This is a genomic window from Halobaculum sp. P14 (assembly GCF_051195155.1).
In the GTDB taxonomy this organism is placed as follows: domain Archaea; phylum Halobacteriota; class Halobacteria; order Halobacteriales; family Haloferacaceae; genus JBNTKA01.
The window spans coordinates 824,755-848,571 of sequence record NZ_JBNTKB010000001.1 but is presented as its reverse complement, the minus strand read 5'-3'; the positions used below and the strand labels follow the sequence as shown (position 1 = coordinate 848,571).

Annotated in this window: 26 protein-coding genes, 1 tRNA gene and 2 pseudogenes; 15 read left to right on the top strand and 14 right to left on the bottom strand. The window is 70.3% G+C overall.

Annotation, left to right across the window (positions count from 1 at the left end; all coding sequences use genetic code 11):
• Positions 1-99 precede the first annotated feature (99 nt).
• Positions 100-579: an RNA-binding protein gene (locus tag ACQUS7_RS04365; RefSeq protein WP_435127351.1), complete on the top strand. Its 480-nt coding sequence runs from the start codon at positions 100-102 to the stop codon at positions 577-579.
• Between the two features lie 6 nt (positions 580-585).
• On the opposite strand, the gene ACQUS7_RS04360 is transcribed toward ACQUS7_RS04365, so the two are convergent.
• The gene (locus ACQUS7_RS04360) at positions 586-1,368 is read right to left on the bottom strand and encodes a DUF1028 domain-containing protein (protein ID WP_435144957.1); all 783 of its coding nucleotides are present in this window, start codon (positions 1,366-1,368) and stop codon (positions 586-588) included.
• A gap of 183 nt (positions 1,369-1,551) precedes the next feature.
• On the opposite strand from ACQUS7_RS04360, the gene ACQUS7_RS04355 reads away from it, so the two are divergent.
• The 4 genes from ACQUS7_RS04355 (at position 1,552) to ACQUS7_RS04340 (ending at position 5,101) form a co-directional block, all read left to right on the top strand.
• The gene (locus ACQUS7_RS04355; protein WP_435144955.1) at positions 1,552-2,391 is read left to right on the top strand and encodes a proline dehydrogenase family protein; all 840 of its coding nucleotides are present in this window, start codon (positions 1,552-1,554) and stop codon (positions 2,389-2,391) included.
• A 169-nt stretch (positions 2,392-2,560) separates the two neighbouring features.
• On the top strand, positions 2,561-3,268 hold the full coding sequence (locus tag ACQUS7_RS04350; RefSeq protein WP_435144952.1) for a DUF502 domain-containing protein: 708 nt from the start codon (positions 2,561-2,563) through the stop codon (positions 3,266-3,268).
• 48 nt (positions 3,269-3,316) lie between these two features.
• Entirely contained in the window at positions 3,317-3,778 is a 462-nt protein-coding gene (locus ACQUS7_RS04345; RefSeq protein ID WP_435144949.1) for a PaaI family thioesterase, read from the top strand.
• A gap of 84 nt (positions 3,779-3,862) precedes the next feature.
• A complete protein-coding gene (locus ACQUS7_RS04340) occupies positions 3,863-5,101 on the top strand; it encodes a potassium channel family protein (protein ID WP_435144947.1) in 1,239 nt (412 codons plus the stop codon).
• Between the two features lie 34 nt (positions 5,102-5,135).
• Here ACQUS7_RS04340 and ACQUS7_RS04335 read toward each other — a convergent pair whose 3' ends face one another.
• Positions 5,136-5,471 (bottom strand): DUF7536 family protein, encoded by a 336-nt coding sequence (locus tag ACQUS7_RS04335; RefSeq protein WP_435144944.1) that lies wholly within the window; start codon positions 5,469-5,471, stop codon positions 5,136-5,138.
• A gap of 144 nt (positions 5,472-5,615) precedes the next feature.
• Here ACQUS7_RS04335 and ACQUS7_RS04330 point away from each other — a divergent pair, with 144 nt between their 5' ends.
• The gene (locus tag ACQUS7_RS04330) at positions 5,616-6,278 is read left to right on the top strand and encodes a response regulator (RefSeq protein ID WP_435144942.1); all 663 of its coding nucleotides are present in this window, start codon (positions 5,616-5,618) and stop codon (positions 6,276-6,278) included.
• A 57-nt stretch (positions 6,279-6,335) separates the two neighbouring features.
• Here ACQUS7_RS04330 and ACQUS7_RS04325 read toward each other — a convergent pair whose 3' ends face one another.
• Positions 6,336-7,712, bottom strand: a complete 1,377-nt coding sequence (locus ACQUS7_RS04325; protein ID WP_435144940.1) for an MFS transporter — start codon at positions 7,710-7,712, stop codon at positions 6,336-6,338.
• Positions 7,713-7,964: 252 nt separating this feature from the next.
• Between ACQUS7_RS04325 and ACQUS7_RS04320 the strand changes: the two genes are divergently transcribed.
• Positions 7,965-9,311 carry an alkaline phosphatase family protein gene (locus ACQUS7_RS04320; RefSeq protein ID WP_435127368.1) on the top strand — a complete coding sequence of 449 codons (1,347 nt, stop codon included), beginning with the start codon at positions 7,965-7,967 and terminating at the stop codon, positions 9,309-9,311.
• A 54-nt stretch (positions 9,312-9,365) separates the two neighbouring features.
• On the opposite strand, the gene ACQUS7_RS04315 is transcribed toward ACQUS7_RS04320, so the two are convergent.
• Positions 9,366-9,992, bottom strand: a complete 627-nt coding sequence (locus ACQUS7_RS04315; RefSeq protein WP_435144936.1) for an FAD-dependent oxidoreductase — start codon at positions 9,990-9,992, stop codon at positions 9,366-9,368.
• A gap of 373 nt (positions 9,993-10,365) precedes the next feature.
• On the opposite strand from ACQUS7_RS04315, the gene ACQUS7_RS04310 reads away from it, so the two are divergent.
• Together ACQUS7_RS04310 and ACQUS7_RS04305 are read left to right on the top strand one after the other, a co-directional pair.
• Positions 10,366-12,114, top strand: a complete 1,749-nt coding sequence (locus ACQUS7_RS04310; RefSeq protein ID WP_435144934.1) for a 2-oxoacid:acceptor oxidoreductase subunit alpha — start codon at positions 10,366-10,368, stop codon at positions 12,112-12,114.
• A gap of 2 nt (positions 12,115-12,116) precedes the next feature.
• Positions 12,117-12,983 carry a 2-oxoacid:ferredoxin oxidoreductase subunit beta gene (locus ACQUS7_RS04305; protein WP_435127374.1) on the top strand — a complete coding sequence of 289 codons (867 nt, stop codon included), beginning with the start codon at positions 12,117-12,119 and terminating at the stop codon, positions 12,981-12,983.
• 133 nt (positions 12,984-13,116) lie between these two features.
• On the opposite strand, the gene ACQUS7_RS04300 is transcribed toward ACQUS7_RS04305, so the two are convergent.
• The 4 genes and pseudogenes from ACQUS7_RS04300 to ACQUS7_RS04285 all read right to left on the bottom strand — a co-directional run.
• Positions 13,117-13,959 carry a polyprenyl synthetase family protein gene (locus tag ACQUS7_RS04300; protein ID WP_435144931.1) on the bottom strand — a complete coding sequence of 281 codons (843 nt, stop codon included), beginning with the start codon at positions 13,957-13,959 and terminating at the stop codon, positions 13,117-13,119.
• Between the two features lie 66 nt (positions 13,960-14,025).
• Positions 14,026-14,979, bottom strand: a complete 954-nt coding sequence (locus ACQUS7_RS04295) for an electron transfer flavoprotein subunit alpha/FixB family protein (protein ID WP_435144928.1) — start codon at positions 14,977-14,979, stop codon at positions 14,026-14,028.
• A complete protein-coding gene (locus ACQUS7_RS04290) occupies positions 14,976-15,767 on the bottom strand; it encodes an electron transfer flavoprotein subunit beta/FixA family protein (RefSeq protein WP_435127379.1) in 792 nt (263 codons plus the stop codon). The genes ACQUS7_RS04295 and ACQUS7_RS04290 overlap by 4 nt, the downstream gene beginning before the upstream one ends.
• Positions 15,768-15,843: 76 nt before the next feature.
• Positions 15,844-16,107, bottom strand: a pseudogene (locus ACQUS7_RS04285) (helix-turn-helix transcriptional regulator); the annotation flags it as partial.
• 219 nt (positions 16,108-16,326) lie between these two features.
• Here ACQUS7_RS04285 and ACQUS7_RS04280 point away from each other — a divergent pair.
• Positions 16,327-16,473: a hypothetical protein gene (locus tag ACQUS7_RS04280; protein WP_435145260.1), complete on the top strand. Its 147-nt coding sequence runs from the start codon at positions 16,327-16,329 to the stop codon at positions 16,471-16,473.
• 92 nt (positions 16,474-16,565) lie between these two features.
• Here ACQUS7_RS04280 and ACQUS7_RS04275 read toward each other — a convergent pair.
• Positions 16,566-16,922, bottom strand: a pseudogene (locus ACQUS7_RS04275) (DUF7345 domain-containing protein); the annotation flags it as partial.
• Here ACQUS7_RS04275 and ACQUS7_RS04270 point away from each other — a divergent pair.
• The 3 genes from ACQUS7_RS04270 (at position 16,870) to ACQUS7_RS04260 (ending at position 19,195) form a co-directional block, all read left to right on the top strand.
• A complete protein-coding gene (locus ACQUS7_RS04270; RefSeq protein WP_435145257.1) occupies positions 16,870-17,178 on the top strand; it encodes a hypothetical protein in 309 nt (102 codons plus the stop codon). The pseudogene ACQUS7_RS04275 and the gene ACQUS7_RS04270 overlap by 53 nt on opposite strands.
• Before the next feature lie 97 nt (positions 17,179-17,275).
• A complete protein-coding gene (locus ACQUS7_RS04265; protein WP_435144924.1) occupies positions 17,276-18,673 on the top strand; it encodes a DUF7094 domain-containing protein in 1,398 nt (465 codons plus the stop codon).
• A gap of 63 nt (positions 18,674-18,736) precedes the next feature.
• Positions 18,737-19,195: a type IV pilin gene (locus ACQUS7_RS04260; protein WP_435127385.1), complete on the top strand. Its 459-nt coding sequence runs from the start codon at positions 18,737-18,739 to the stop codon at positions 19,193-19,195.
• Between the two features lie 44 nt (positions 19,196-19,239).
• On the opposite strand, the gene ACQUS7_RS04255 is transcribed toward ACQUS7_RS04260, so the two are convergent.
• Entirely contained in the window at positions 19,240-19,923 is a 684-nt protein-coding gene (locus ACQUS7_RS04255) for a methyltransferase domain-containing protein (protein ID WP_435127387.1), read from the bottom strand.
• Between the two features lie 222 nt (positions 19,924-20,145).
• Between ACQUS7_RS04255 and ACQUS7_RS04250 the strand changes: the two genes are divergently transcribed.
• Entirely contained in the window at positions 20,146-20,874 is a 729-nt protein-coding gene (locus tag ACQUS7_RS04250; protein WP_435144921.1) for a creatininase family protein, read from the top strand.
• Here ACQUS7_RS04250 and ACQUS7_RS04245 read toward each other — a convergent pair whose 3' ends face one another.
• Together ACQUS7_RS04245 and ACQUS7_RS04240 are read right to left on the bottom strand one after the other, a co-directional pair.
• Positions 20,875-21,354: a DUF5790 family protein gene (locus ACQUS7_RS04245; RefSeq protein ID WP_435144919.1), complete on the bottom strand. Its 480-nt coding sequence runs from the start codon at positions 21,352-21,354 to the stop codon at positions 20,875-20,877. It abuts the gene before it with no gap.
• A gap of 138 nt (positions 21,355-21,492) precedes the next feature.
• A complete protein-coding gene (locus ACQUS7_RS04240) occupies positions 21,493-21,876 on the bottom strand; it encodes a dihydroneopterin aldolase family protein (RefSeq protein WP_435144917.1) in 384 nt (127 codons plus the stop codon).
• A 122-nt stretch (positions 21,877-21,998) separates the two neighbouring features.
• Here ACQUS7_RS04240 and azf point away from each other — a divergent pair, with 122 nt between their 5' ends.
• Entirely contained in the window at positions 21,999-22,832 is an 834-nt protein-coding gene (gene azf / locus ACQUS7_RS04235) for an NAD-dependent glucose-6-phosphate dehydrogenase Azf (RefSeq protein ID WP_435144915.1), read from the top strand.
• A 2-nt stretch (positions 22,833-22,834) separates the two neighbouring features.
• On the opposite strand, the gene ACQUS7_RS04230 is transcribed toward azf, so the two are convergent.
• Positions 22,835-23,461, bottom strand: a complete 627-nt coding sequence (locus tag ACQUS7_RS04230; RefSeq protein ID WP_435144913.1) for a DUF309 domain-containing protein — start codon at positions 23,459-23,461, stop codon at positions 22,835-22,837.
• 170 nt (positions 23,462-23,631) lie between these two features.
• Positions 23,632-23,704: transfer RNA gene (locus tag ACQUS7_RS04225), tRNA-Arg, on the bottom strand.
• Between the last annotated feature and the right edge of the window lie 113 nt (positions 23,705-23,817).

Below are 23,817 nucleotides of genomic sequence, written 5' to 3'. Positions count from 1 at the left end.
CAGTTCGGACCGCTCGTACTCGGCCCGGGTCGAGTGGCGGCTCCGGGCGGTGTCGCGGCGGAGCGGACGATTTATCCTTCGGACGCGCGGAGCGTGCGTATGGAAGTGAAGTCCCGTCACCACCTTCGCAGCGACGCCGTCTCGGAGATCCGCGAGACGCTCGCGGACCGACTCGGCGTCGACCTGGACGGCGACAGCTTCGAGCTGGTCGAACTCGCCGACTCGCCGTTCGACCTCGTGCTCGTCGACGGCGACCCGGACGTCCTCTACTACGAGGACGAGCCGTTCGTCACGGTCCGCGGCGCGAACGCCCACCCGCCCGAGCGCGGCGTCGTCACCGTCGACGCCGGCGCGGTGTCGTTCGTCTCCGACGGCGCCGACGTCATGCGGCCCGGCATCACCGAAGCCGACGACTCCATCGACGAAGGCGACCTCGTCGTCGTCGCCGAGGAGACGCACGGGAAAGCGCTCGGCGTCGGCCGCGCGCTCGTCGACGGCGAGGAGATGACCGGCGACTCCGGGAAGGTCGTGACGTCGCTCCACCACGTCGGCGACGACCTCTACGAGTTCTCCGTCTGACCGGCGCTACTCCGCGCCGGCCCCGTTCTCGCCGGCTTCACCTGCGCCGGATTCGTCGGCGTCGCCGTCGTCGCGGCCGTCGCGGTCGGCGCTGTCGTCGCCGTCGTCGCCGTCCTCGTCGTACTGCTCCACCACGATTTCCTGGCCGCGTTTCGCCTCCTCGTACGTCTCCCGGAGGTCCGCGACCGGCGTCTCGGTGGCGTCGACGCGGAGGTCGTCGTAGTACGGGTCGAACTCGCGGTCCTCGGTGGTCCTGACTTTGAGCGCGGCGGACTGCACCGGGAGTTCCTCGCGTTTGTCTCCGCCCTCCTCGTGGCCGGCTTCGAGCGCGTCGACGAGCCGTTCGGCGAGCGGGGCGTCGCCGAAGGCGTCCGACTCGTAGGCGTTCGCGACGGCGTCGACGACGGCTTCGCCGGTGAGCAGGTTCCCGGCGACCGTGTAGTTCTCGCCGCTGACGTGCCCGAACCAGCCCTGACACTCCTCGCCGGAGAACGTGAACGTTCCGTCGGCGTCGACGCCGTGTAACTGGCGCTGCTCGGCGCCGTCGTCGGCGTGCAACAGCGCCTCCAGCGCGTCCTCGACGGCCAGCCCGTCGTCGATGTACTCGATGCCCTTCCGCCCGAGGTCGACGTTGACGAGCGACTGCGTCGCCACCGCCCCGTTCTCCGACGCGAACGGGCACAGCGTCCCGACCCCCGGCAGCCGCGTCGTGACCGCCACGCCGAACCGCGTGTGCCGGTCCCCGTCGTCGTCGGTGTACTCCTCGCGGACACAGATGCTGAACGTCACGCCCCGAACGAGGGGCGGCGACCCGCAAAAACTCGGGGGTCCCGGCACGACGGCGCCGCGACTCGCTCGGCTGTCCGCCGACGGTCGCCGGGGTCCGCGCGCGGTGCGTCGCCGGACGCCGTCGGTGCGTCCGCGGCGAACACTGAACACTGAAGAACGGGGGCGCGCAAGTGTTGCCCGTAGATGATTCCGCCTATCGCGAGCCGGTTCGTCGCGGGGGAGACGTCGGCGTCGGCGTTCGAACACGCCCGCGCGGCGAACGACGACGGGGTGTCCGTCATCTTGAATCTGCTCGGTGAGCACTACGACGACCGCGCGGACGCCGACGCCGACGCGGCCGCCTACGAGCAGCTCGTCGCCGACATCGCCGACACGGACCTCGACGCCTGCGTCTCCGTGAAGCCCTCCCAGCTCGGCCTCGACGTCGGCGACGACGCGTTCAGGGCGAACTTCCGCCGGGTCGTCGAGGCGGGCCGGGAGCACGGCGTGTTCGTCTGGTGTGACATGGAGGACGCGACGACGACCGACGTGACGCTCGACGCCTTCGAGACGCTCGTCCGGGAGTTCGACGGCGGCGTCGGCCAGTGCGTCCAGGCGAACCTCCGGCGCACCCGCGACGACCTCGACCGGCTCGTCGACGTCCCCGGGAAAATCCGGCTGGTGAAGGGCGCCTACGAGGAGGACAGCGACGTCGCCTACACCGACAAGGCCGACGTGAACGAGGCGTTCCGGGACGACCTCGAACTCCTGTTCCGCGAGCGCGACGGCGGCGTCGCGGTCGGCAGCCACGACCCGGCGATGATCAGCTACGCGAAGGAGCTGCACGACGAGTACGGCACCGGCTTCGAGGTGCAGATGCTGATGGGCGTCCGCCCGGACGCCCAGCGCGAACTCGCCGCCGAGGGCTACGACGTCTGGCAGTACGCGCCGTACGGCGACAAGTGGCTGTCGTACTTCTACCGCCGCGTCCGCGAACGCAAGGAGAACGCGCTGTTCGCGCTCCGCGCCATCGCCGGCGTCTGAGCGGCCGACTCCGCGTCGCCGTCCTCGGCATCGTCGCCGTCGCTGTCAGCGTCGCTGTCGCCGTCGTCGATGCCGCTGCCCCATCCTCATCGGCTGTTCAGTTCCGCGCCGGTCCGTTGCGTGTGGAAGCGCTGATAACCCCTGGGGTCTCATATGTACTGAGAACCGAATGTCCACCTGGAAGCGCGATTTCGCGAGCGGGCTGGTGGTGGTGGTCCCGATACTCGTCATCCTCTTCGTCGCGAACTGGCTGTACGAGCAGCTCCTGAAGATTCCGTTCATCCCCCGCATCACCTACGAAAATCCGCCGTGGTGGCTCGCGCCGTGGATGGAGTTCCTGCAGGTGTTCCTCGCGGTCATCGTGTTCGTCCTGCTGGTGCTGTCCGTCGGCTACCTGATGCGGACGACGTCCGGCCGGTTCCTGGAGAGCTTCGTCGACGACACGGTGAACCGCGTCCCGGGGCTGCGCGTCGTCTACAACGCCTCGAAGCTCGCCGTCGAGACGGCGCTCACCGGCACCGGCGAACTCCAGAAGCCCGTGAAACTGGAGACGTGGCCGGGGATGCGGATGACGGCGTTCAAGACCGGGAAGACGACCGACGACGGCCGCGTCGTCGTGTTCATGCCGACCGCGCCGAACATCACCACCGGGTTCGTCATCGAGGTCGACCCGGAGAACGTCACCGAGACCGACGAACGCGTCGAGGAGGCGCTCACCCGCATCCTCTCGGCCGGCTTCGGCGAGGGCAGCGACAACGGCCCGGTCGACGTCTCCGACATCGCCGACTCCGCGGGCGCCGAGCGCGGCACCGCCGACGGCGACGCCGCAGACGGCGACGGTGTCGGCGGCGATGGCGACGCCGACGCGGACCGGTAGCCGGGCCGGAACGAATCGGTGAAGTGGGGCGGCCGCGCCGAAGGAGGTATGGCCGACGACGAGTTCGACCCGCTGGACGAGCGGGCGATGGAACTGCTCGAAGCGTTCATCGACCGGCACGGCTTCCTCTCGTGGCTGAATCTCGAAGTGGTCGAGGTGGACAGCGGCCGCGTCGTCCTGACGGTGCCGTACGACGACAAGCTCGTGAACCCCGGGTCGCCCATCGGCTCGATTCACGGCGGCATCGCGGCGACGCTCATCGACACCGCGTCCGGGTTCGCGCTCCGGTCGACGTTCGACGACCCGTCGACCGGGTCGCTCGCGACCACCGACCTGAACGTCACGTATCTCCGGCCGGCCACCGCCGACCTCCGCGTCGAGGCCGAGGTGCTCCGCACCGGCGGCACGATGGGCTACACCGACACCATCGTCTCCAGCGTCGCGCCGGACGGCGAGGAGAAAACCGTCGCCACCGGCCGCACGTCGTTCCGGCTGTTCCCCGACCGGTAGGCCGGCCGCCGCTCGGCGCTCGACTGGCTGGTGCGCCGGGGCGGGCGGCCCTTTTTTGCCGGCGCGCGTCGAACCGCCGGTCGAATGAGTCGAGAGGAGCGTGTCGCGTACGAGCCGGTGAGCGTGAAGGCGGTGCTGTCGGAGATGAAAGACACCGCGGAGCTGCTCATCGACCTGTCGTACTCGGCGGTGCTCCACGGCAGCGACGACCTCGCCGCGGAGGTGCTCGAACTCGAATCCCGGATGGACGTGCTGCAGCTGCAGGCGCGGATGAGCGTCATGATGGCGGCGCGGAGCCCCGAGGACGCCGAGGAGCTCGCGCCGGTGCTCGGCGTCATCGGCGCCGCAGAGAAGATTTCGAACGCCGCCGGCGACATCGCGAAGATCGTCCTGGAGGACATCGGCCTGCCGAACGCGATGCGGGCGGCGCTCCCGGAGGCGGTGGAGACGCTGGTCCGCGCGACGCTCGACGGCGACTCGCCGTACGTCGGCGAGACGCTGCAGGAGATCAACATGGAGACCGAGACGGGCGTCCGCGTCATCGCGGTGCGACGCGACCGCGCGTCCGGCAAGGAGTCGTGGATCACGAACCCGGGGCCGGACACGACGCTGCGGGCCGGCGACTCGCTGCTGCTGCGCGGCGTCGAAGACGGCCTTCGGACGGTGTACGAGGCGGCGACCGGCGAGCCGTACGAGCCGCCGTCGCCGCCGGAGGCCGCCATCGACGACCTCGAACGCGCCGTCGACTCCATCGTCCTCATGAAGAACATGAGCGAACTCGCCGTCGACCTCGCGTACGGCGCCGTCCTGTTCAACAGCGAGGGCGTCGCCGAGGAGGTCGTCGAACTGGAGGCCGAGGTCGACGCGCTGCAGTCGCGGTTCGAGGCGTGGACGCTGCGCGCCGCGGGCCGCGTCGACGACCCGGTGCAGCTCCGCGGGCTCGTCCACCTCGCCTCCGCGACCGAAGTCATCAGCGACGCGGCGCTCGAAATCAGCGAGGGCGTGCTGCGCGGCCTCGACGCCCACCCGGTGGTCGCGGAGGCCGTCGAGGAGTCCGACGAAATCATCGTCCGGCTCACCGTCCGGCCCGGGTCGCGGCTCGCGGACGCGACGCTCGCCGAGCGGACCGTGAAAACCGAGACCGGGATGCGCGTCATCGCGGTGCGCCGCCCGGGCGACGACGAGCGGGAGGGCGAGTGGGTCGTCTCGCCGAGCGCGGAGACCGAGCTGCACGCCGGCGACGTCATCATCGCGAAGGGGACGCGCGCCGGCGCCGAGCGGCTGGCGACGCTCGCCGGCACCGATCGGGAGTTCGAACAGTAGCGACGCGGCGCCGAGGCGCGCTGCTGCCGGCGGCTTACTGCGTGCGGCGGTCCTCCCGGACGAGGCCGACGGCCGAGCGGAGCGCGAGCAGCGTCGTCACGAGCAGCGCCGTCGTCGCGGCGAGCACGAACGCGAGCAGCAGGAAGTAGCCCTCCGCGCCGAGTACCGGGTAGTCGCGGGTGCCGACGAACGGGCCGAGCAGTTCGAACACCCGGACGAGGTACGTCGCCGCGGCGAGCAGGACGCCGGTGGCGACGCCGACGGCGACGTTCCGGCGGAGCGACAGGGCGTCGGCGAGGCCGTCTGCGGGCGGACGCTCCGGGCGCTCGTCGGTCGCCGCGCGGTCGGCGCCGTGGTCGTCTCGGCTCACGGGCCCTCTTGCCGGCGCACCGTGAAATCCCCGTCGAAGCGACCCTCGTGACAGCGAACCTACTAGTACTGCGAAATTAACCGGTTCCGCGGCAGAAATATCCGGTTCAGTTATGTGTTCGCGGCCGAACCAGCGCACCCGGCCATGCCAGCAAGTGACACGGACGGTGTCGACGACCGAGACAGCGAGGAGCCGCCCCGGAGCCCCGAGTCGTCCGTTCGGCTCCTCTACGTGGAGAGCGACGACGAGTTCGCCGCGCTCGTCGCCACGTACCTCGGTCGGTACCGGCCGCGCGTCACGGTCGACCGGGTGAGGACCCCCGAAGCGGCGATGGCTGCGCTCCGCGACGACGGCGACAGCGACAACGGCGACGTCGACGACGACGGCGGAGACGACGCCGACGGCGGCGTCGACTGCGTGGTGACGGACCACCGGCCGCCGGCGCTCGACGGCGTCGCGCTCTGCCGGCGCGTCCACCGCGTCGACGAGTCGCTGCCGGTCCTGCTCCTCACCGGGGAGCCGACCGGCTCCGTCGACGAGCCGGCCGCTCAGGCCGGTGCGTCGGCCGTCCTCTACAAGCGCGCCGGGCTGGGAACGCTGGACCGACTCGCGGACCGCGTCGTCGACGCGGCGGCCGCCGATAGCGACGCGGCGCCGGTCACCGGCGAGCAGGTCACCGGCGACGACGCGACCGTCGGCAGGCGCGACAGCGATGAACGCGGCGACTCCGGCGGAGCGGACGCGGGCGCCGTGGACCCGACGCACGTCACGGAGGCCGACAGCGACGCCGCCCCGGGGAGCGAGTAGCGCGCCGAGAACCGCGCACGCGGGAGCCGGCGGCGGAGCGGCGACCGCGACCGCGGGTTAGCCCGTCGGCTCGAACTCCTTCCCGCGGAGCAGGAAGTAGCCGACGCCGACGAGTCCGACGGCGGACGCGACGCCGAAGGCGAGCGCCGGCCGGACGCCGTACAGCCACCCGCCGATGACGCCGCTCGGGATGACGACGACGTTTCTGAGCAGGTAGTACGCGCCGGTGACGCGGCCGCCGCTCCCCGCCTCGGCGGGGCCGACGATGAGCGCCTTGTGCGCCGGCAGCCCGGCGAACCGGAGCCCGGAGAACGCGAACAGCACCGTGAGCACCGCCGGCGCCGACAACTTGACCGCGCCGACCAGCGGGAGCGCGGCGTCGACGCCGTCGGTCGGCGCGGAGATGAGCAGCGCCGGGAAGACGGCGTAGACGGCGAAGCCGAACGCGACGACCGGCTTCAGGCCGACGCGCTCGCTGAGCCGCGCGACCGGCGCCATCGTGACCAGCGCCACCGCCATCTCCACGGCGAGCAGCACGCCGAGGAACGACGCCGGCGGGAGCCGCCCGACCACGGGCAGCGTGACGCCGACGCCGAAGTAGTTGACGACGACGAGCGAGAAGAACGCGTAGACGGCGCCGTTGGCGAACCGGACGAGCGTGTCGGCGACGAGCAGCGGCCGGAGCGGCTCGGGCAGCCGACGGAGGTCCTCGCGGAGCGTCTCGACGCCGGCGAAGGACTTCCCGATGCTGTCGCCGCTGGCGTCGTACAGGACGTGCTGGGCGACGGTGCCGACGAGTCCGGCGCCGGCCGCCACGAGCAGCAGCACGCGGAAGCCCGCCTCGAAGGCGTAGGCGGCCAGCACCGCGGCGGCGAGCAGCGGGCCGAGCAGGAACGCCGTCCGACGGAACGTCTCCGTGGCGGCGAACCCGGCGGCGAGCCGCGACGGCTCCACGGACTGTTTCACGACCGCGAACGTCGCGCCGAGCCCGAACGACTTCCACGCCTGCGAGAGAAACAGGCCGGCGAACAGCAGCACAACGGCGAGCGACGTCGGGCCGACGGCGACGCCCTGCAGGTCGCCGGCGGCGTACCAGACGAGGAAGCCGAGCGTCGACGCCAGCCCGAACAGCGTGAGCGCCGACCGCGAGCCGATGCGGTCGGAGACGGCGCCGCCCGGATACGGAAACACCGCGGAGATGAGGTCGCCGACGCTCTTGAACAGGCCGACGGCGAGGCTGCCGGCGCCGAGCGCCTCCAGGTACACCGGCATGTACCGGCCGGTCGTCTGGAAGCCGAGGCTGAACGCGAACATCGCGAGCGACAACACCAGCACGTCGCCGGGGAGCGCGGCGAACCGACGGAACGGTTCGAGCGGCGACGGCCGGCCGCTGCTCGAAGAGTCGTCGCCGCCGGTCGCCGCGCCGTCCGTCATCGTCGTCTCGGTTCGTCGGCACCTACAAAAGGCCTCGGGTGGCCCGGGCAGTCGCGGCCGCGGAGGCGGTCCGGCTGCTCGACGGCCACGGTCGATGACTCGTCCCGCAGTCCTGGGCCGCCGCGGCCAGCCAGGACGGCGCGCTCCAACCGCGGCGGACGGCCGGCGACGCAAGAATCACCGGCGTCTCGGAGCCGCTGCGGAAGGCGGCGGAACCTGAAGGACTTTATCTTCGGCGTCGTATCCGGTCGTATGGGTCTGTTCGACCGGCTGCGCGGAGACGACAATCCGCGGGTCGCGTTCGTCGGTATCGACGGCGTGCCGTATTCGTTGCTCTCGGAGCACCCCGAGGAGTTCCCGAACTTCGCCGCGCTCGCCGAGGAGGGGGCGAGCGGCGAAATCGACTCCATCGTCCCCCCGGAGTCGTCGGCGTGCTGGCCGGCGCTCACCACCGGCGTCAACCCCGGCGAAACCGGGGTGTACGGCTTTCAGGACCGCGAAGTCGGGTCGTACGACACGTACGTCCCGATGGGTCGGGACGTGCAGGCGACGCGGGTCTGGGACCGGGTCACCGAAGAGGGGCTGGACGCCACCGTCCTGAACGTCCCGGTGACGTTCCCGCCGCAGCGGAACGTCCAGCGGATGGTGTCCGGGTTCCTCTCGCCGAGCGTGGAGAAGGCGGCGTACCCCGACGAGCTCCGCGAGTACCTCGAATCCATCGACTACCTGCTCGACGCGAACCCGAAACTCGGCCACAAAGACGACAAGTCCGAGTTCCTCGAACACGCGCACAAGACGCTCGACCGGCGGTACGAGGCGTTCAGCCACTACGTCGAGGAGGACGACTGGGACCTGTTCTTCGGCGTGTTCATGACGACCGACCGCGTCAACCACTTCCTGTACAAAGACTACGCCGAAGACGGCGAGTACCGCGAGGAGTTCATCGACTTCTACCGCTCGGTCGACGAGTACATCGGGAAGCTCCGCGAGCAGCTCGCCGACGACGTGACGCTCGTCGTCGCCTCCGACCACGGCTTCACGTCGCTCGACTACGAGGTCGAGTTCAACGCGTGGCTGCAGGAGGAAGGCTGGCTGTCGTTCGAGGACGACGACCACGAGAAGCTCGACGACATCGCCGAGGAGACGCGGGCGTACTCGCTGATTCCGGGCCGCTTCTACCTCAACCTCGAGGGCCGCGAGCCGCGCGGAAGCGTCCCGCAGGAGGAGTACGAGTCGACGCGGGACGAACTGAAGGCGGCGCTCGAACGGCTCGAAGGGCCGAACGGCGAACCAGTCGCCGACCGCGTCGTCGAAAAGGAGGAGGCGTTCCGCGGCGAACACGACGACATCGCGCCCGACCTCGTCGTCATCCCGAACGACGGCTTCGACCTGAAATCGAAGTTCAAGCCGCACGACGACGGCGTCTTCTCCGCCGGGCCGCGCAACGGGATGCACAGCTTCGACGACGCGACGCTGTACGTCGACGACCCCGAGGCGACCGTCACCGACGCGGACCTGCTTGACATCTCGCCGACCATCCTCGAACTCATGGGCATCGACTACGCCCGCACCGAGTTCGACGGCGCGTCGCTGCTGTAACCGCCGGGTCGTCGACCGGCGCCGTTCTCTCGGCTCCGTCGCCGTCCGACGGGGCTACCCGAAGTTCTCGACTTTCGTCTCGCCGTCGAAGCCGGCGTCCGTCAGCGCCGCGGTCGCGTCGTCGACGAACTCGGCGAAGCCGTAGACGAACGCGGTTTCGCCGTCGACCCCGGTGACCGCGTCGGTGACGGCGTCGTCGACGTCGTCGGCGGTGACGACCACCGAGCCGCCGCGGTCGCGGACACGGTCGAGCCGGTCGGTGTGAGCGGGCGCGTCCGACTGGTACACCACGGCGGCTTCGTTGCCGGCGTCGAGCGCGGCCTCCGCGATCGCGACCGCCGGCCCGATGCCTGGGCCGCCGGCGAGCACCACGGCGCGCGGTTCGCCCTCGTAGTAGTCCTCGCCGAACGGCCCCGAGACGTCGACGGTGTCGCCGGGTTCGAGGTCGGCGAGGGAGGCCGCGAACTCCCCGCCGTCCAGCCCGACGGTCGTCTCGAACGAGCCGTCCGTGTCCGGCGACGACACCGTGTAGAAGCGCGACTCCGATTCGCCGCCGACGTCGGCGGTGAGCCGGACGAACTGCCCGGGCTTGGCGTCGAACTCGTCGGGCGAGTCGAACGTCACTGCGACCGTGTCGGGGCCGACCGATTCGACCGACTGAACCGTGACCGTAGCGTCCATGCCGCGTCGTTGGCGGGGCGGGTACGGGAAGGTGTCGGAACCGGCCGGTCCATCGGCCAGCGACTCGGGGCCGGTTGACCCGTCTCGGCTCGGCCCGGCGAACCAGCGTCGCTGCGTCTCTCCACGTCGGCGCGTGCCTCGCCCGCCCGCGCTTTGGACAACAGTCGTCCCGGACGTCGACAGCCGTCGTTATCTCCGTTCCGAACGGCCGAAACACCGACTTTCGACTACGAACGGTCACTTATACTCCGAAGCAACTGTCTTTATTTGTCATTTATCGACATTCTTGCGGTATTTTCGTTCAAACAGTAACACTGCGGTGGCTCCCCCTTTCAGAAGGCTTTTCCTCCGACCGTGGAAAGAGCCGACTAGTATGCCAGCGGACTTCAACTGGGCCATCGGCGGGGAAGCCGGCGATGGCATCGACTCGACCGGGAAGATCTTCGCGCAGGCGCTCTCCCGAGCGGGTCGACACGTGTTCACCTCGAAGGACTTCGCGTCTCGGATCCGCGGCGGCTACACAGCCTACAAGGTCCGGACGGCCGTGGACCGTGTCGACTCGGTCGTCGACCGCCTCGACGTGCTGATCGCACTGACGCCGCGGACCATCGAGGAGAACCTCGACGAGCTCCACGACGACTCCGTCATCATCTACGACGGCGAACGTACCACGATGCAGGACGTGGAGATTCCGGGCGAAATCACGGGGCTCAACGTCCCGCTGAAGCGGCTCGCCGAGGACGCCGGCGGCGCCATCATGGCGAACGTCGTCGCGCTCGGCGCGGCCTGCGAGGTGTCGGACTTCCCCGTGGAGAACCTCGACTCCGCGCTGAAAAAGCGGTTCGGCGACAAGGGGCAGGCGCTCGTCGACAACAACAAGGAGGCCGCACGGAACGGCATCGAGTACGTCCAAGAGGAGTACGCCGACGAGGAGTTCCCGTACGAACTGGAGACGACCGACGCCGACTACGTCCTGTTGAACGGCGACGAAGCCATCGGGATGGGCGCCATCGCCGCCGGCTGTAAGTTCTACGCCGGCTACCCGATCACGCCCGCGACCGACGTGATGACGTACCTGAAGGGCCGCATCGAGGAGTTCGGCGGCCACGTCGTGCAGGCGGAGGACGAACTCGCCGCTATCAACCTCGCGCTCGGCGGCGCCCGCGCCGGCGCCCGCGCGATGACCGCGACGTCCGGCCCCGGCATCGACCTGATGACGGAGACGTTCGGGCTGGTCGCGACCTCGGAGACGCCGCTGGTCATCTGCGACGTGATGCGCTCGGGGCCGTCCACCGGGATGCCGACGAAACAGGAGCAGGGCGACCTCAACATGCTGCTGTACGGCGGCCACGGCGAGATTCCGCGGTTCGTGCTCGCGCCGACCACGGTCGCGGAGTGCTTCTGGAAGACCGTCGAGGCGTTCAACCTCGCCGAGAAGTACCAGACGCCGGTGTTCCTGGCGTCCGACCTCGCGATGGCGGTCACCGAACAGACGTTCGAGCCGGACGCGTTCGACATGGACGACGTCGAAATCGACCGCGGGAACGTCGTCGACGCGGAGGGCGTCGCCGAACACCAGACCGACAAGGGGCAGTTCAAGCCGCACGAGCTCACCGACGACGGCGTCAGTCCGCGGGCGTTCCCGGGGACGACCGGCGGCGCGCACATGTCCACCGGTCTCGAACACGACGAGCTCGGCCGCCGCACCGAGGACACCGACATGCGCATCGAGCAGGTCGACAAGCGGAACCGGAAGGTCGAGACGGCGAAGGAGCGCGAGGACTTCTCGCCGCGCGAGTTCGGGAACCCGGACTCCGACACGCTCGTCGTCACGTGGGGGTCGAACGAGGGGACGCTCGTCGAGGCGCTCGACTTCCTCGAGGAGGACGGCATCGACGTCCGCGTGCTGTCGTGTCCGTACATCTTCCCGCGGCCCGACCTCACCGAGGAGTTCGAGGCCGCAGACGACGTCATCGTCGTGGAGTGTAACGCGAACGGGCAGTTCGCGGACGTGCTCGAACACGACACGCTCCAGCGCGTGAAGCGGGTGAACAAGTACAACGGCGTGCAGTTCAAGGCGGACGAGCTCGCAGCCGACATCAAGGAGACTCTGGAGGCGTAACAATGAGTTCACAGGTCAAATTCACGGACTTCAAGTCCGACAAGCAGCCGACGTGGTGCCCCGGATGTGGGGACTTCGGGACGATGAACGGGATGATGAAGGCGCTCGCCGAAACCGGGAACGACCCGGACAACACGTTCGTCGTCGCCGGCATCGGCTGCTCCGGCAAGATTGGGACGTACATGCACAGCTACGCCATCCACGGCGTCCACGGCCGCGCGCTGCCGGTCGGCGCGGGCGTCAAGATGGCGAACCCGGACCTCGAAGTGATGGTCGCCGGCGGCGACGGCGACGGCTACTCCATCGGCGCGGGCCACTTCGTCCACGCCGTCCGGCGGAACGTCGACATGAGCTACGTCGTCATGGACAACCGCATCTACGGGCTCACGAAGGGGCAGGCGTCCCCGACGAGCCGCGAGGACTTCGAGACGGCGACGACGCCGGAAGGCCCGAAGCAGCCGCCGGTCAATCCGCTGGCGCTGGCGCTCGCGTCCGGCGCGACGTTCATCGCGCAGTCGTTCAGCAGCGACGCGCTCCGCCACCAGGAGATCGTGCAGAAAGCCATCGAACACGACGGCTTCGGCTTCGTGAACGTGTTCTCGCCGTGCGTCACGTTCAACGACGTCGACACCTACGACTACTTCCGCGACTCGCTGGTCGACCTGAAGGAGACGGACTACGACCCGACCGACCGCGACGCCGCGAAGGACAAAGTGATGGACGCCGACAAGGAGTACATGGGCGTCCTCTACCAGGACGAAGAGTCCGTGCCGTACGAGGAGAGCCACGGCCTCGACGACGACATGAGCGACATCGACGAGGACGGCGCCCCCGAGGGCGCCATGGACCTGGTCCGCGAGTTCTACTGACGACCGCTCCCGACCCGGCTCTTCTCCTCCCCTCTTTCTCCTTCCTTCTCCGCTCTCTTCCGGCCGACCCGCGGTCTCTCGCTTCGGAGCCGCGAGCGGCGGCGTCGACGCCGCGTCTCTCCGGGCCGACTGCTCACCGCTCTCTGACGACGACGAACTCGGCGAGGTCGCGGAGGTAGCCGCGGGCGTCGGAGTCGTCGAGCCCGGTGGTTTCGAGCGCTTCGAGCGCCATGTCCGCCTGGTCGTGCGCGCGCTGGTTCGCCTCCTCGGGCGTCAGGTCGGTCACCTGTAGCAGCGACGGCCGGTCGACGGCTTCGTCCTGCCCGGTCGGCTTCCCCAGTTCGGCGGGGTCGGCGACGGCGTCGAGGACGTCGTCGCGAATCTGGAAGGCGACGCCGACGCGCTCGGCGTACTCGCCGAACGACTCGACGGCGAACGGGTCGGCGTCGGCCGCCACCGCGCCGAGTTCGGCGGCCGCCCGGAACAGCGCCCCGGTCTTCCGGCGCGCCAGCTCCATGTACTCGGCTTCGTTCGTCGGCCGCGCCACCAGCTCCGTGGCTTCGCCTTCGCCGAGCTCCACCATCGATTCGGCGACGACCTGCATGGCGCGTTCGTCCGACGAGAACAGCGCGAACGCCTCGCCGAGCAGGCCGTCGGAGGCGATGATGGCGGGGCCGTAGCCGAACTCGGCCCAGGCGCTCGGGGTGCCGCGGCGGACCGCCGAGCGGTCGATGATGTCGTCGACGACGAGCGACGCGTTGTGGACGAGTTCGACGCCGACGGCGAAGTCGACCGCGTCCTCCGTGTCGCCGCCCGCGGCTTCGCAGGTGAGCAGCGTCACGGTCGGGCGGACGCGCTTCCCGCCGGCGAGTGCGACGTGGCCGAGCTCCTCGGCGAGCCGGTCCGGCTCGACCGCCTCGGTCACCTCCGTCAGGCGGTCGTTCACCATCGCAACCCGGCGCTCCAGGTACTCCATTACACCCGCGTCGGGCCGGGGGACGCAAGAGCGTACCGGATGCGAGTTACGCGCCGGCGCGTCCGCTCACTCGAACTGCTCGATGAGCGCCGGCACGACGTCGAACAGGTCGCCGACGACGCCGTAGTCCGCGATGTCGAAAATCGGGGCGTTCGGGTCGGTGTTGATGGCGATGATGGTGTCGGCGCCCTTCATGCCGGCGACGTGCTGGACGGCGCCGGAGATGCCGATGGCGAGGTAGACGTCGGGCGTCACCTGCTTGCCGGACTGGCCGACCTGCCGGTTCTTCGGGAGCCAGCCGTTGTCGACGATGGGGCGGGACGAGGACAGCGTCGCGCCGGTGACGTCGACGAGTTCGCGGATGAGGTCGAGGTTCTCCTCCTCTTCGATGCCGCGGCCGATGGAGACGAGGAACTCCGCGTCGGCGATGTCGACGTCGCCGGCGCCGACCTCCTCGAAGCCGGTGACGGTCGTCCGGACCGCGTCGTCGTCGACGGCGACGTCGAACGGCTCGACGTCGACGTCGGCGGCGGTCTCGGCTGCGCCCCACTCGCCGCCACGGACCGTGACGGCGAACTGGTCGGCGTCGACTTCGACCGTCGTCTCGACTTTCGAGCCGTACATCTCGCGGGTGGCTTCCAGCCGGTCGCCGTACGCGAGGTCGACGGCGTCGGTGACGAGCGGTAGGTCGAGCGCGTTCGCGACCGCCGGCGCGTAGTCGAGGCCGTTCACGGAGTTCGGCAGCAGCAGCGCCGCCGGGTCGAGTTCCTCGTGCAGCGCCTCGACGACCTGCGCGTAGACGTCGTGGTTGAACTCCTCGCCCTCCGCGACCGTGTGGACCGTGTCGACGCCGTCGAGCCGGAGCATCTCCGCGAAGCCGTCGACGTCGCCGGAGATGACGGCGACGTGGAGGTCGCCGCCCAGGCCGTCCGCGAGTTCGCGGCCGGCGGTCACCAGCTCGAAGCTGACGTCGCGGAGGTCGCCGCGTCGGTGTTCGGCGACCGCGAGCACGTCGCTCATTCGGACACCACCCCCGTCTGCCGCAGCACGTCAGCGAGCTGTGCTGCTTGCTCGTCGGCGTCCCCGTCGAAGAACGTCGCCTCCGACTCGGTCTCCGGTTCGTACATCGCGGTCCGAGTGATGGGGGAGTCGACCGTGGCGGCGTCGAGGCCGAGGTCCGCCAGCGTCTTCGTCGCGATTTCCTTCGACTGCGCCTGCCGGATGCCGCGGAGGCTCGCGTACCGCGGCTCGTTCAGCCCGGTCTGAATCGTCAGCACCGCCGGCAGCTCCACGTCGGTGAGCTCCTCGACGCCGCCCTCCAGTTCGCGGTGGACGTGCGCGACCGAGAAGTCGGATTCGACGTCGAGTTGGTTGACGACGGCGGCCCACGCGTCGCCGACCTCCTCGGCGAGCGAGACGCCGGTCGCGCCGAACCCGTCGTCGTTCGCCTGCACGCCGGTGAGCACGAGGTCGGGGTCCTCCTCGTCGACGACGGCGGCGAGCAGCCGCGTCTTGGCGGCGACGTCGAGGTCGGCGCCGGCGACGTCGTCGTCCCAGATTCGGATCGCGCGGTCGACGCCCTTCGCGAGCGCCATCCGGATGGTCTCCTCCGACCGCTCCGGGCCGATGGTGGCGGAGACGACTTCGACGTCGTCGTTCGCCTCCCCGAGCTGGACGGCCGCCTCGATGGCGTAGTCGTCCCACTCGTTCAGGTCGTACTCGAGGTACTGCTCTCCGACGTCGAGCCCGTCGATTTCGAAGTCGTCGGCCGCCTCCGCGACCTCCTTCACCGTGACGAGGATTTTCATCGGGCAGAACTTGCCGCCGTCCGGGGTAAATAGTTTCGGAACCGCGGGGACGCGGCCGGTTCGCGCCGCGGGCGGGTCACTCCTCGTCGTCGCCGCCGGCGCCGTCGTCCCCACCGTCGCCGCCGGCGTCGAACTCCGGCAGCGAAATCAGGTTCTCGCGGCCGAGCCGGAGCTTCTCGACGCGGTCTTCGTCGGCCATCGACGAGAGCAACTGGGACACCTTCGCGTCCGACCAGCCGGTCTCGCTGACGATGGCCGCCTGCCGCATCCGACCGCCGTTCCGTTCGAGGAGCCGTTCGACGCGCTCCTCGTCCGAGAGCAGCTCCAGGTCCTCGACCGATTCGTCGCCGTCGGCCGCCGCCCCCGGCTCGGTTTCGGCCTCCTCGGCGCCGCGCGATTCGGGAGCCGTCTCCGGCGGCGGAGCGGTCGCTCCGTCAGCCGACTCCGACGTCGCGCTCGCGGGTACCGACCGCTCCGGCGCGGCGTCGCGCTCGCGGGTACCGACCGCTCCGGCGCGGCGTCGCGCTCCCCGTCGCGCGACCGGCGGACGAGCAGGTAGATGACGGCGCCGAGCAGCAGCAGCGTCACCGCCCCGAGGCCGTACTCGACGAGCGAGAAGCCGGGCGGTCCGACGGACGCCGCCTCGAACGTCACGGGGAACTCGTCGCGGCTGAACGTCTCCGGCCCCTCCACGACGACGCGCTGATTCGAGAGCCGCCACACCGACGTGTCGGGGACGTAGCCGTCGGGCGGAACGATGACGAGCCGCTGGTCCGCCGTCAGCGACGGCATCCACGTCCCGTTCTCCGGGGTGGTGAAGGCGTCACCGACGACGAGCGTCCCGTTCCCCCGGGTCGTCGCGAAGTTCGTCCACGTGAACCGGAGCCGCAGGACGCCGAGCGACGCCGGCGCGCCGGTCGCGTTCTGCGTCACCGTCGCGTTGTACTGGACGTTCCGCACCGTCATCTGGCGGCCGGTGGCGTTCTCGGCGAGCGCCGCCGCGTTCCGGAAGACCTCGACCGACGGCCCTGAGGGCGCGCCGCCGGACGCGTAGTCGTCGGCGTACGCCCGGAACGCCGCGCGGGAGGCGCTGTCGGTCAGATTGAACCTGGCGGTGACGGTCCAGCGCGCGTCGTGGTTCGACCGAACCGACACCGTGAACGTCGTCTTCGGGTCCGCGAACGCCGCGATATCCGCGGGCGCCGCCCCGATGTCCGCGACTCCGGCCGACGGACCGACGTCGGCGGTCGCCGGTGCGGCGGCCGGGGACGAACCCGCCGCGACGCCGACGCTGGCGGCCGGAGCCAAGAGGGAGAGGGCGGCGAGGAGGAGGGCCACGTGCCGCATCGTCAAACGAGTGACCGCGACCCGGCAAAACGCTTTCCATCGGCCTGTCCGCTGTCCGACGTGAATTCCGGGCCGCCGTGAGCGCGTCGGCGAACCGTCCGCCGCCGGACGGCCCGGCGTGTCGGCCGGTTTTTTATGCGTGGACGGGGTACTCGCGCCGCATGAAGGCGTTCCCCGCAGTCGCGGTCTTCCTCCTGGTCGTCGCGGCCGTCGGCGCCGGCGCCACGGCCGCCCAGCCTGCGTCGACCGACCCGCCGCAGGCCCCCTCCTCGGCGACGCAACCCGGCGCTTCAGGGGCGTCAGCAGCGCTCCCCGGAACCGCGCTCCGGGACAGCGAAGCCGGCAGCGACACCGCGGTCGCCGGTGACGCCGGCGCCAACGAGAGCCGAGCGCAGACGACCGCGAACGTCAGCAACGGCCCGAACGTCTCGCGAATCCTCGCGCTTCGGACGACGGACGCCAGCACCATCGACGTCGTCACCATCGACGCCGGAACCGCGACCGCGTTCGGCACGAACGCCTCGACGGCGCGGCTCCGGACGCTCGCCATCCGCGAACGCATCCAGCGCGCCAACACGAGCGAGGCGCGCCGAGAAATAATTCTCGACGCGATGAACGAGGTCGAGGCGGACACGGACGCGATGAGCGCGAGACAGCAGCGCGCGCTCGAAGCGTACGTCGACGGCGACATCACCGGGAAGGAACTGCTCGTGCGGCTCGCGCGGATTCGGGCGCAGTCGGCGGCGCTCGCGGACCGAATCAGGATGCTGAGCGACGCCGCCGAGGCGACCGAGGACTTCTCGCTCGGGGACGCCGACATCTACCCGCTGCTGTACGACCTCCGGACGTTCGACGGCCCGGTCCGCGACGCGGTCGCGGCCGCGCTCCGGGGAGAAACCGCGGAGACGCGCGTCTACGTCGCCGCGAACAGGACCGGTGTCGTTCTGACGACCATCGCCGGCGGCGACTACGTCCGCGAGACGTACCGAGGCGACCTGCGGAACCGCGACGGGAGCGACGTCAACCTCACCGTCGTCCGCGAGGTCGTCGCGGAGAGCTACCCGGAAATCTGGGCCGCGGCGCCGGACAGCGAGAAGACCGGCGAGGGGAGTATCGGGACGAAACTGTACCAGGTCCAGTACGCCGGCGGGTCGCTCACCGCGTACGTGGACGGCGGCACCGAACGCATATTCAGAGAGCAGCAACGAATCGCGCTCGACTCGTTCCCGAGCGGCCCGACGCGCTCGCGGACGCTCGACCTGACGGTCCGCGTGAACCGGACGTACGCCGGCGGCCCGCTCCGCATCGCCGTCGTCGACCCGGCGACGGGCGACCCGGTGAACGCGGTCGTCAAAATCGGTCGGGAGGGCGGCGAGAGCACCACCATCGGGCGGACCGGGGACGACGGCGTGCTGTGGACGCTGTCGCCGCGCGGCACGTACGTCGTCACGGCCGTCGACACCAGTTCGACCGACGTCGGCGTCATCTCGGTGTCGCCGACCGACCCGGCGACCGTCGCGGAGGCGTACAACGGAACCCGCGCCGAGTCGAGCGGGTAGTATCGCCCCGGGGGCTGCCGTCACGGACGAACGTTTTTGCGTGAAGCCGGCACCACCACCGCCGTGTCTCGCCGCGCGTCGACGCCGGTGCTCGGCGTCGCAGTGCTGCTCGCCATCACGGTCACGCTCGCCGCGGCGGTCGGCGCGGCCGCAGTCGCAACTGCGCCGGCAGCCCCGGCACCAGTCGCGGCCGTCGACGTCCGCGTCGACGACGGGGCGTTCCTGTTCACGCACCGCGGCGGCGAGGCGCTCGACGCGCGGACGCTCCGGGTCGTCGTCACCATCGACGGGGACCCGCTGACCCATCAGCCGCCGGTGCCGTTCTTCGCCGCGACCGGCTTCCGAAGCGGGCCGACCGGGCCGTTCAACGCCGCCGGGGACCCGCGGTGGACGGCGGGCGAGACCGCATCGTTCCGGGTGGCGGGGACGAACCACCCGGCGGTCGACGCCGGGAGCGCGGTTTCGGTGACGCTGTTCGTCGACGGCCAGCCGCTCGCGTCGCTGTCGACGACTGCGGCGTGACGAGAGCGGAACTGGGAGAAGCGGCGAGTGGGACAGTCTCGGAGTTACTCGTTCGACGCCGGCTGCGTGGTCTCGGTCGCGTTGGACGCGGCGTCGCTGTCGCCGTCGGATTCCGGGACCGTCGCGACGGTCGTGATGGCGCGGGGCGCCCCGACGTGGCGCTGCTGGACGTAGTGGGTGGTGTCTTCGAAGCCGGCCGCCGAGAACATCTCCTCGGCCTCCTCGGCGTCGTAAAACAGCATAATCGCGTCGGCGAGCCACTGGAACGGCTTGAGTTTCGGGTAGTCCGGGCCGACGACGAGGACGGTGCCGCCGGGCTTGGTGACGCGGCGGAACTCCCGGAGCGCCTGCACCGGGTTCGGCCAGTACTCGATGGAGCCGGACGACCACACTTTGTCGAACGCGTCGTCCGTGAACGGGAGGCGCTCGGCGTCGCCGAGGTGGAAGTGAACCTTGCCGCGCTTCCCGAACTTCGTGAACGCCCGGCTCATCTGGCCGCGCGACTGGTCGAGCGCGTACACTTCGTCGACGTGGTTCAACAGCCCCTCGGTCCCGAAGCCGGTGCCGGAGCCGACGTCGAGCACGCGGTCGTCGCGGTCGGCGTCGAACCACTCGAGCGCCTGGTTCCGCATGTCTTCGTCCCAGATGTAGGGGTTCACCGTGTCGTACACCGCCGAGAAGTACTTGTAGAACAGGCGGGCGCGCGACTTGTCCTCGAGGAATCCCATTGGCCACGGATTCGGTTGGGTGGGCCATAACCCCAACGGGTTGCCAGCGCGGCCGAGCGACCGAAGGGAGCGAGGCCGCGGAAGACGACGGCGAGGTCTGTGGGCCGAGCCGTCACGGGCGCGGTGGGACAACCGTCCGAAGGGAGCGAGGCCGCGGAAGACGACGGCGAGGCTTGGGCTGGACCGTCGGGCTACAAGTCCGCGGGGGTCGACGTGGAGCGCATGAAGCTGTCAGAGGCGACGTGGACCGAGGTTCGCGACGCCGACGTCGACGTGGCGTTCCTGCCGGTCGGGAGCACCGAGCAGCACGGCCCGCACGCGCCGCTCGGAACCGACGCGCTGGCCGCCGAAACGGTCGCCGACGAGGCCGCCGGGCGCGCCTCCGCCGCCGACGTCGAGGTGGCCGTCGCGCCGCCCGTCCACGTCGGCGTCTCCGAGGAGCACCGGCGGTTCGACGGGACGCTGTGGGTGTCGCCGGAGACGTTCCGGGCGTACGTCCGCGAGACCATCGAGAGCCTCGCGTTCCACGGCGTCGACCGCGTCGTCGTCGTCAACGGCCACGGCGGGAACGTCGAGGCGCTCGCGGAGGCGACGCGGCGCGTCTCCCGCGACGACGACGTCGACGCCTACGCGGTCGCGTTCACGTGGTTCGAGGCGGTCGGCGACCACGCCGGCGACATGGGGCACGCCGGGAAACTGGAGACTTCGCTGCTCCGCGAACTGGCGCCCGACCTGGTTCGGGAGGAGCGCGTCGACGCGGCGCGCGACGGCGCCGCCGCTCGGTGGGGGGAGTGGGTGCGCGGCGTGAATCTGTCGCACGACAGCGACGAGTTCAGCGAGAACGGCGTCGTCGGCGACCCGACCGCCGGCGACGCGGATCTCGGCGAGGAGCTGCTCGACCGTGCGAGTGACGCGCTCGTCGACGTCGCGGCGGCGGTCGTCGACCGGTAGTCAGGCTTCGGCTTCCCCGGCGTCGCCGTCCTCCGCGTCAGCCTCAGCGTCGGCGTCCGCGTCGGTGTCGGCGTCCGCGTCGTCGGCCTCGCTGTGAGCGTCCTCAAGTTGGCTGCGGAGCGCCGGCACGGTGCTGGTGAGTTCGCCGACCTGCTCGTGGGCGTCTTCGAGCGTCTCAATGAGCGATTCGAGCGCTTCGATCTCGTCGGCGAGCTCGTCGTCCTCGTCGAACGCGCCGGCGCGTTCGCCCATCACGTACTGCTTTTTCGCCTGCCGGAGCTCCTCGACGGCGTCGCCAGTGTCGAGCGCGGAGCGGAGGCCGTTGAGCGCGCCGAGGACGTTGTCGGCGTCGGTCTCCCACACGGAACTCGCTGTCGGGAGGTTCGACCGCGCGGCTTCGAGGTGCGTCTCCACGTCCGCGCGCATCTCGTCGGCCGCCTCGCCGAACAGGTCCTCGTCGTCGAACGTCGTCTGTCCCATAGCGACCGTTTCGCCACGGACCATGTTAAACCGTCGCCCGAAACTGAAAGTGGAATCCGCGGCTCGGACGCCACTCCGCGCTGTTCAGGCGGGATTCGGGCAGAACAGGCTCGGCTCGGGTGCTGATTCGGCTCCCCGCTACTCGTCGCTCGCGTTCGCGTCTCCGTCCGCGTCTGCGTCGCCGTCGGCGACGTCGACCAGTTTCATCAGCGGGTAGCCGCCCTCCATCTCCATCCGGGTCTGCACCGACGTGTCCGCGTAGCCGACGCGCATCTCCACCTCCATCAGCCGACCCGTCAGTTCCGTGTAGCCGTTCTCGTGGTCGATGGCTTCGCGGACCGCGTCGTCGTCGATGCGGACGACGACCGACTCGCAGTACGGCTGGTTCTCGATAGCCTCCGCCATCGCGCGTTCGAGCGACCGCGCGCTCCGCGGCGACACCGGCGTCCCGGCGAACTGGTGGTACAGCGACCCGAACTTGATGCCCGCCTCGAAGCACGCCTGCTGGACGTCCGTGACCATACCGCGCCGTCGTCGCCGCGCGGCAAAGTCGTACCGGACGCCGGTGTGAGCGCGCGCCCCGCCCGGCCGTCCGCCCGGGGAATCGACCGTTATTTACCCCGCGGTGCCGGACGACTCACCGAATGGACGACCCGGTTCTGCTCACGGGTGCGGGCGGGCGCGTCGGGCGCGCCATCCTCTCGGGCATCGGCGACCAGTACGACTGGCGGCTCCTCGACCGCGAGCCGCTGAACGCCGACGCGCTCCCGGACGGCGTCACCGACGACGACGTCGTCGTCGCCGACATCACCGACCGCGACGCCGTCAGCGACGCCGTGAGCGGGGTCGGCGCGGTCATCCACCTCGCCGGCGACCCGCGGCCGAACGCGCCGTGGGACTCGGTGCTCCGCAACAACATCGACGGCACCCACGCCGTCCTCTCGGCGGCGGCCGACGCCGACGTCGACACGGTCGTGTTCGCGTCGTCGAACCACGCCGTCGGCGCGTACGAAACGGACGACCGGACGCCGGAGCTGTACCGGCGCGACGACGACTTCCGGCTGGACGGCTCCGAACTCCCGCGCCCGTCGAACCTCTACGGCGTCTCCAAGGCGTCCGGCGAGGTGCTCGCCCGGTACTTCCACGACGACGAAGGAATCTCGGTCGTCTGCGTCCGCATCGGCAACCTCACGGAGGGCCACCCGCCGCGGGAGTACGAGCGCGGCCAGGCCATGTGGCTCAGCCACCGCGACTGCGCGCACCTGTTCGAACGGTGTCTCGAAGCCGACTACGACTACGAAATCGTCTACGGCATCTCCGACAACGACCGCAAGTACTACTCGCTCGACCGCGCCCGCGACGTCCTCGGCTACGACCCGCAGGACAACTCCGCCGACTACACGTTCGCAGGCGAGCCGAAAGATAGCGATTCGGACGGCGATGTAGACGACGCGGACGGCGCTGCGGGCGACAACTGAGCCTAGTCGAACAGCCCGGTGACGTCCTCCTCTTTCCGCCGGCGCTGCGCCACGAGGTCGGTGAGCCTGCCGTGGATGAAGCCGCGGCCGGCCTCCTCCGTCAGAAAGTCGAACAGCAGCGCGGCGAACCGCGACCGGCCCCGCTCGGATTCGAGTTCCGCGTAGCGCGCCGCGTCGGCGACGACGTCGTCGTCGTAGCCGTACTCCGCGGCGACCGCGTCGGCGGCGGCGGCCGCGGCTTGCAGCGACAGGTCCGCGTAGCCGAGTTCGTCGCCGTCGTGAGTGAGCGGCGCGGTCGGGGCGCGCTCGACTCGCTCCGGGTCGGCTTCGAGCGCTCGAACCGCGGCGCGGACGGCGGCGACGTCGACGCCGCGGTGCCGGTCGGGAAGCGGGCCGAGGTAGTCGCGCGCGCCGGCGGCGAGTCCGACCGCGCCGGTCCAGTTCCGGCCGCGGGCGTGGTGGACGGCGGCGGTGAACTGGATGAGCCCGTGGAACAGCGGCTCGTCGGGGTCGTCGTCGGGGAGCGCGAGCCAGGCGGTCTCCCACGGGTCGTGGGCGGCGTGGTACTCGCCGGCGTTGAACAGCGCGACGCCGGCGCGGAGCGCTGCCGTGTCGTCGTCGACGGCCATTACGAAACCGCACGGGGCGAACCGGGTTAGGCGTGGTGTCTCGCGCGTCGTCGCCGGCGCTCGCTTCGCTCGCGTTTGGCGCCGTCAGAAACGTCCGGACGGAGTCCACGCGAACGAAGTGAGCGTGGGCACGTCGGACGTAACTGACCGAACGGAGTGAGTGAAAGGAACGTCCGGACGGAGATTTGAACTCCGGTCCCTGGCTCCGCAAGCCAAGAGGATAGTCCACTACCCTACCCGGACTCGATTCAGTATACTGCCGACCCACTTAAGACGGTTACGGTACGGGGGCCGTCTGAGACACAAAGCCGTGTTTGTGCTTCCCGTGGCCTTTTGCGTTCACCGAGCGAGTGGTG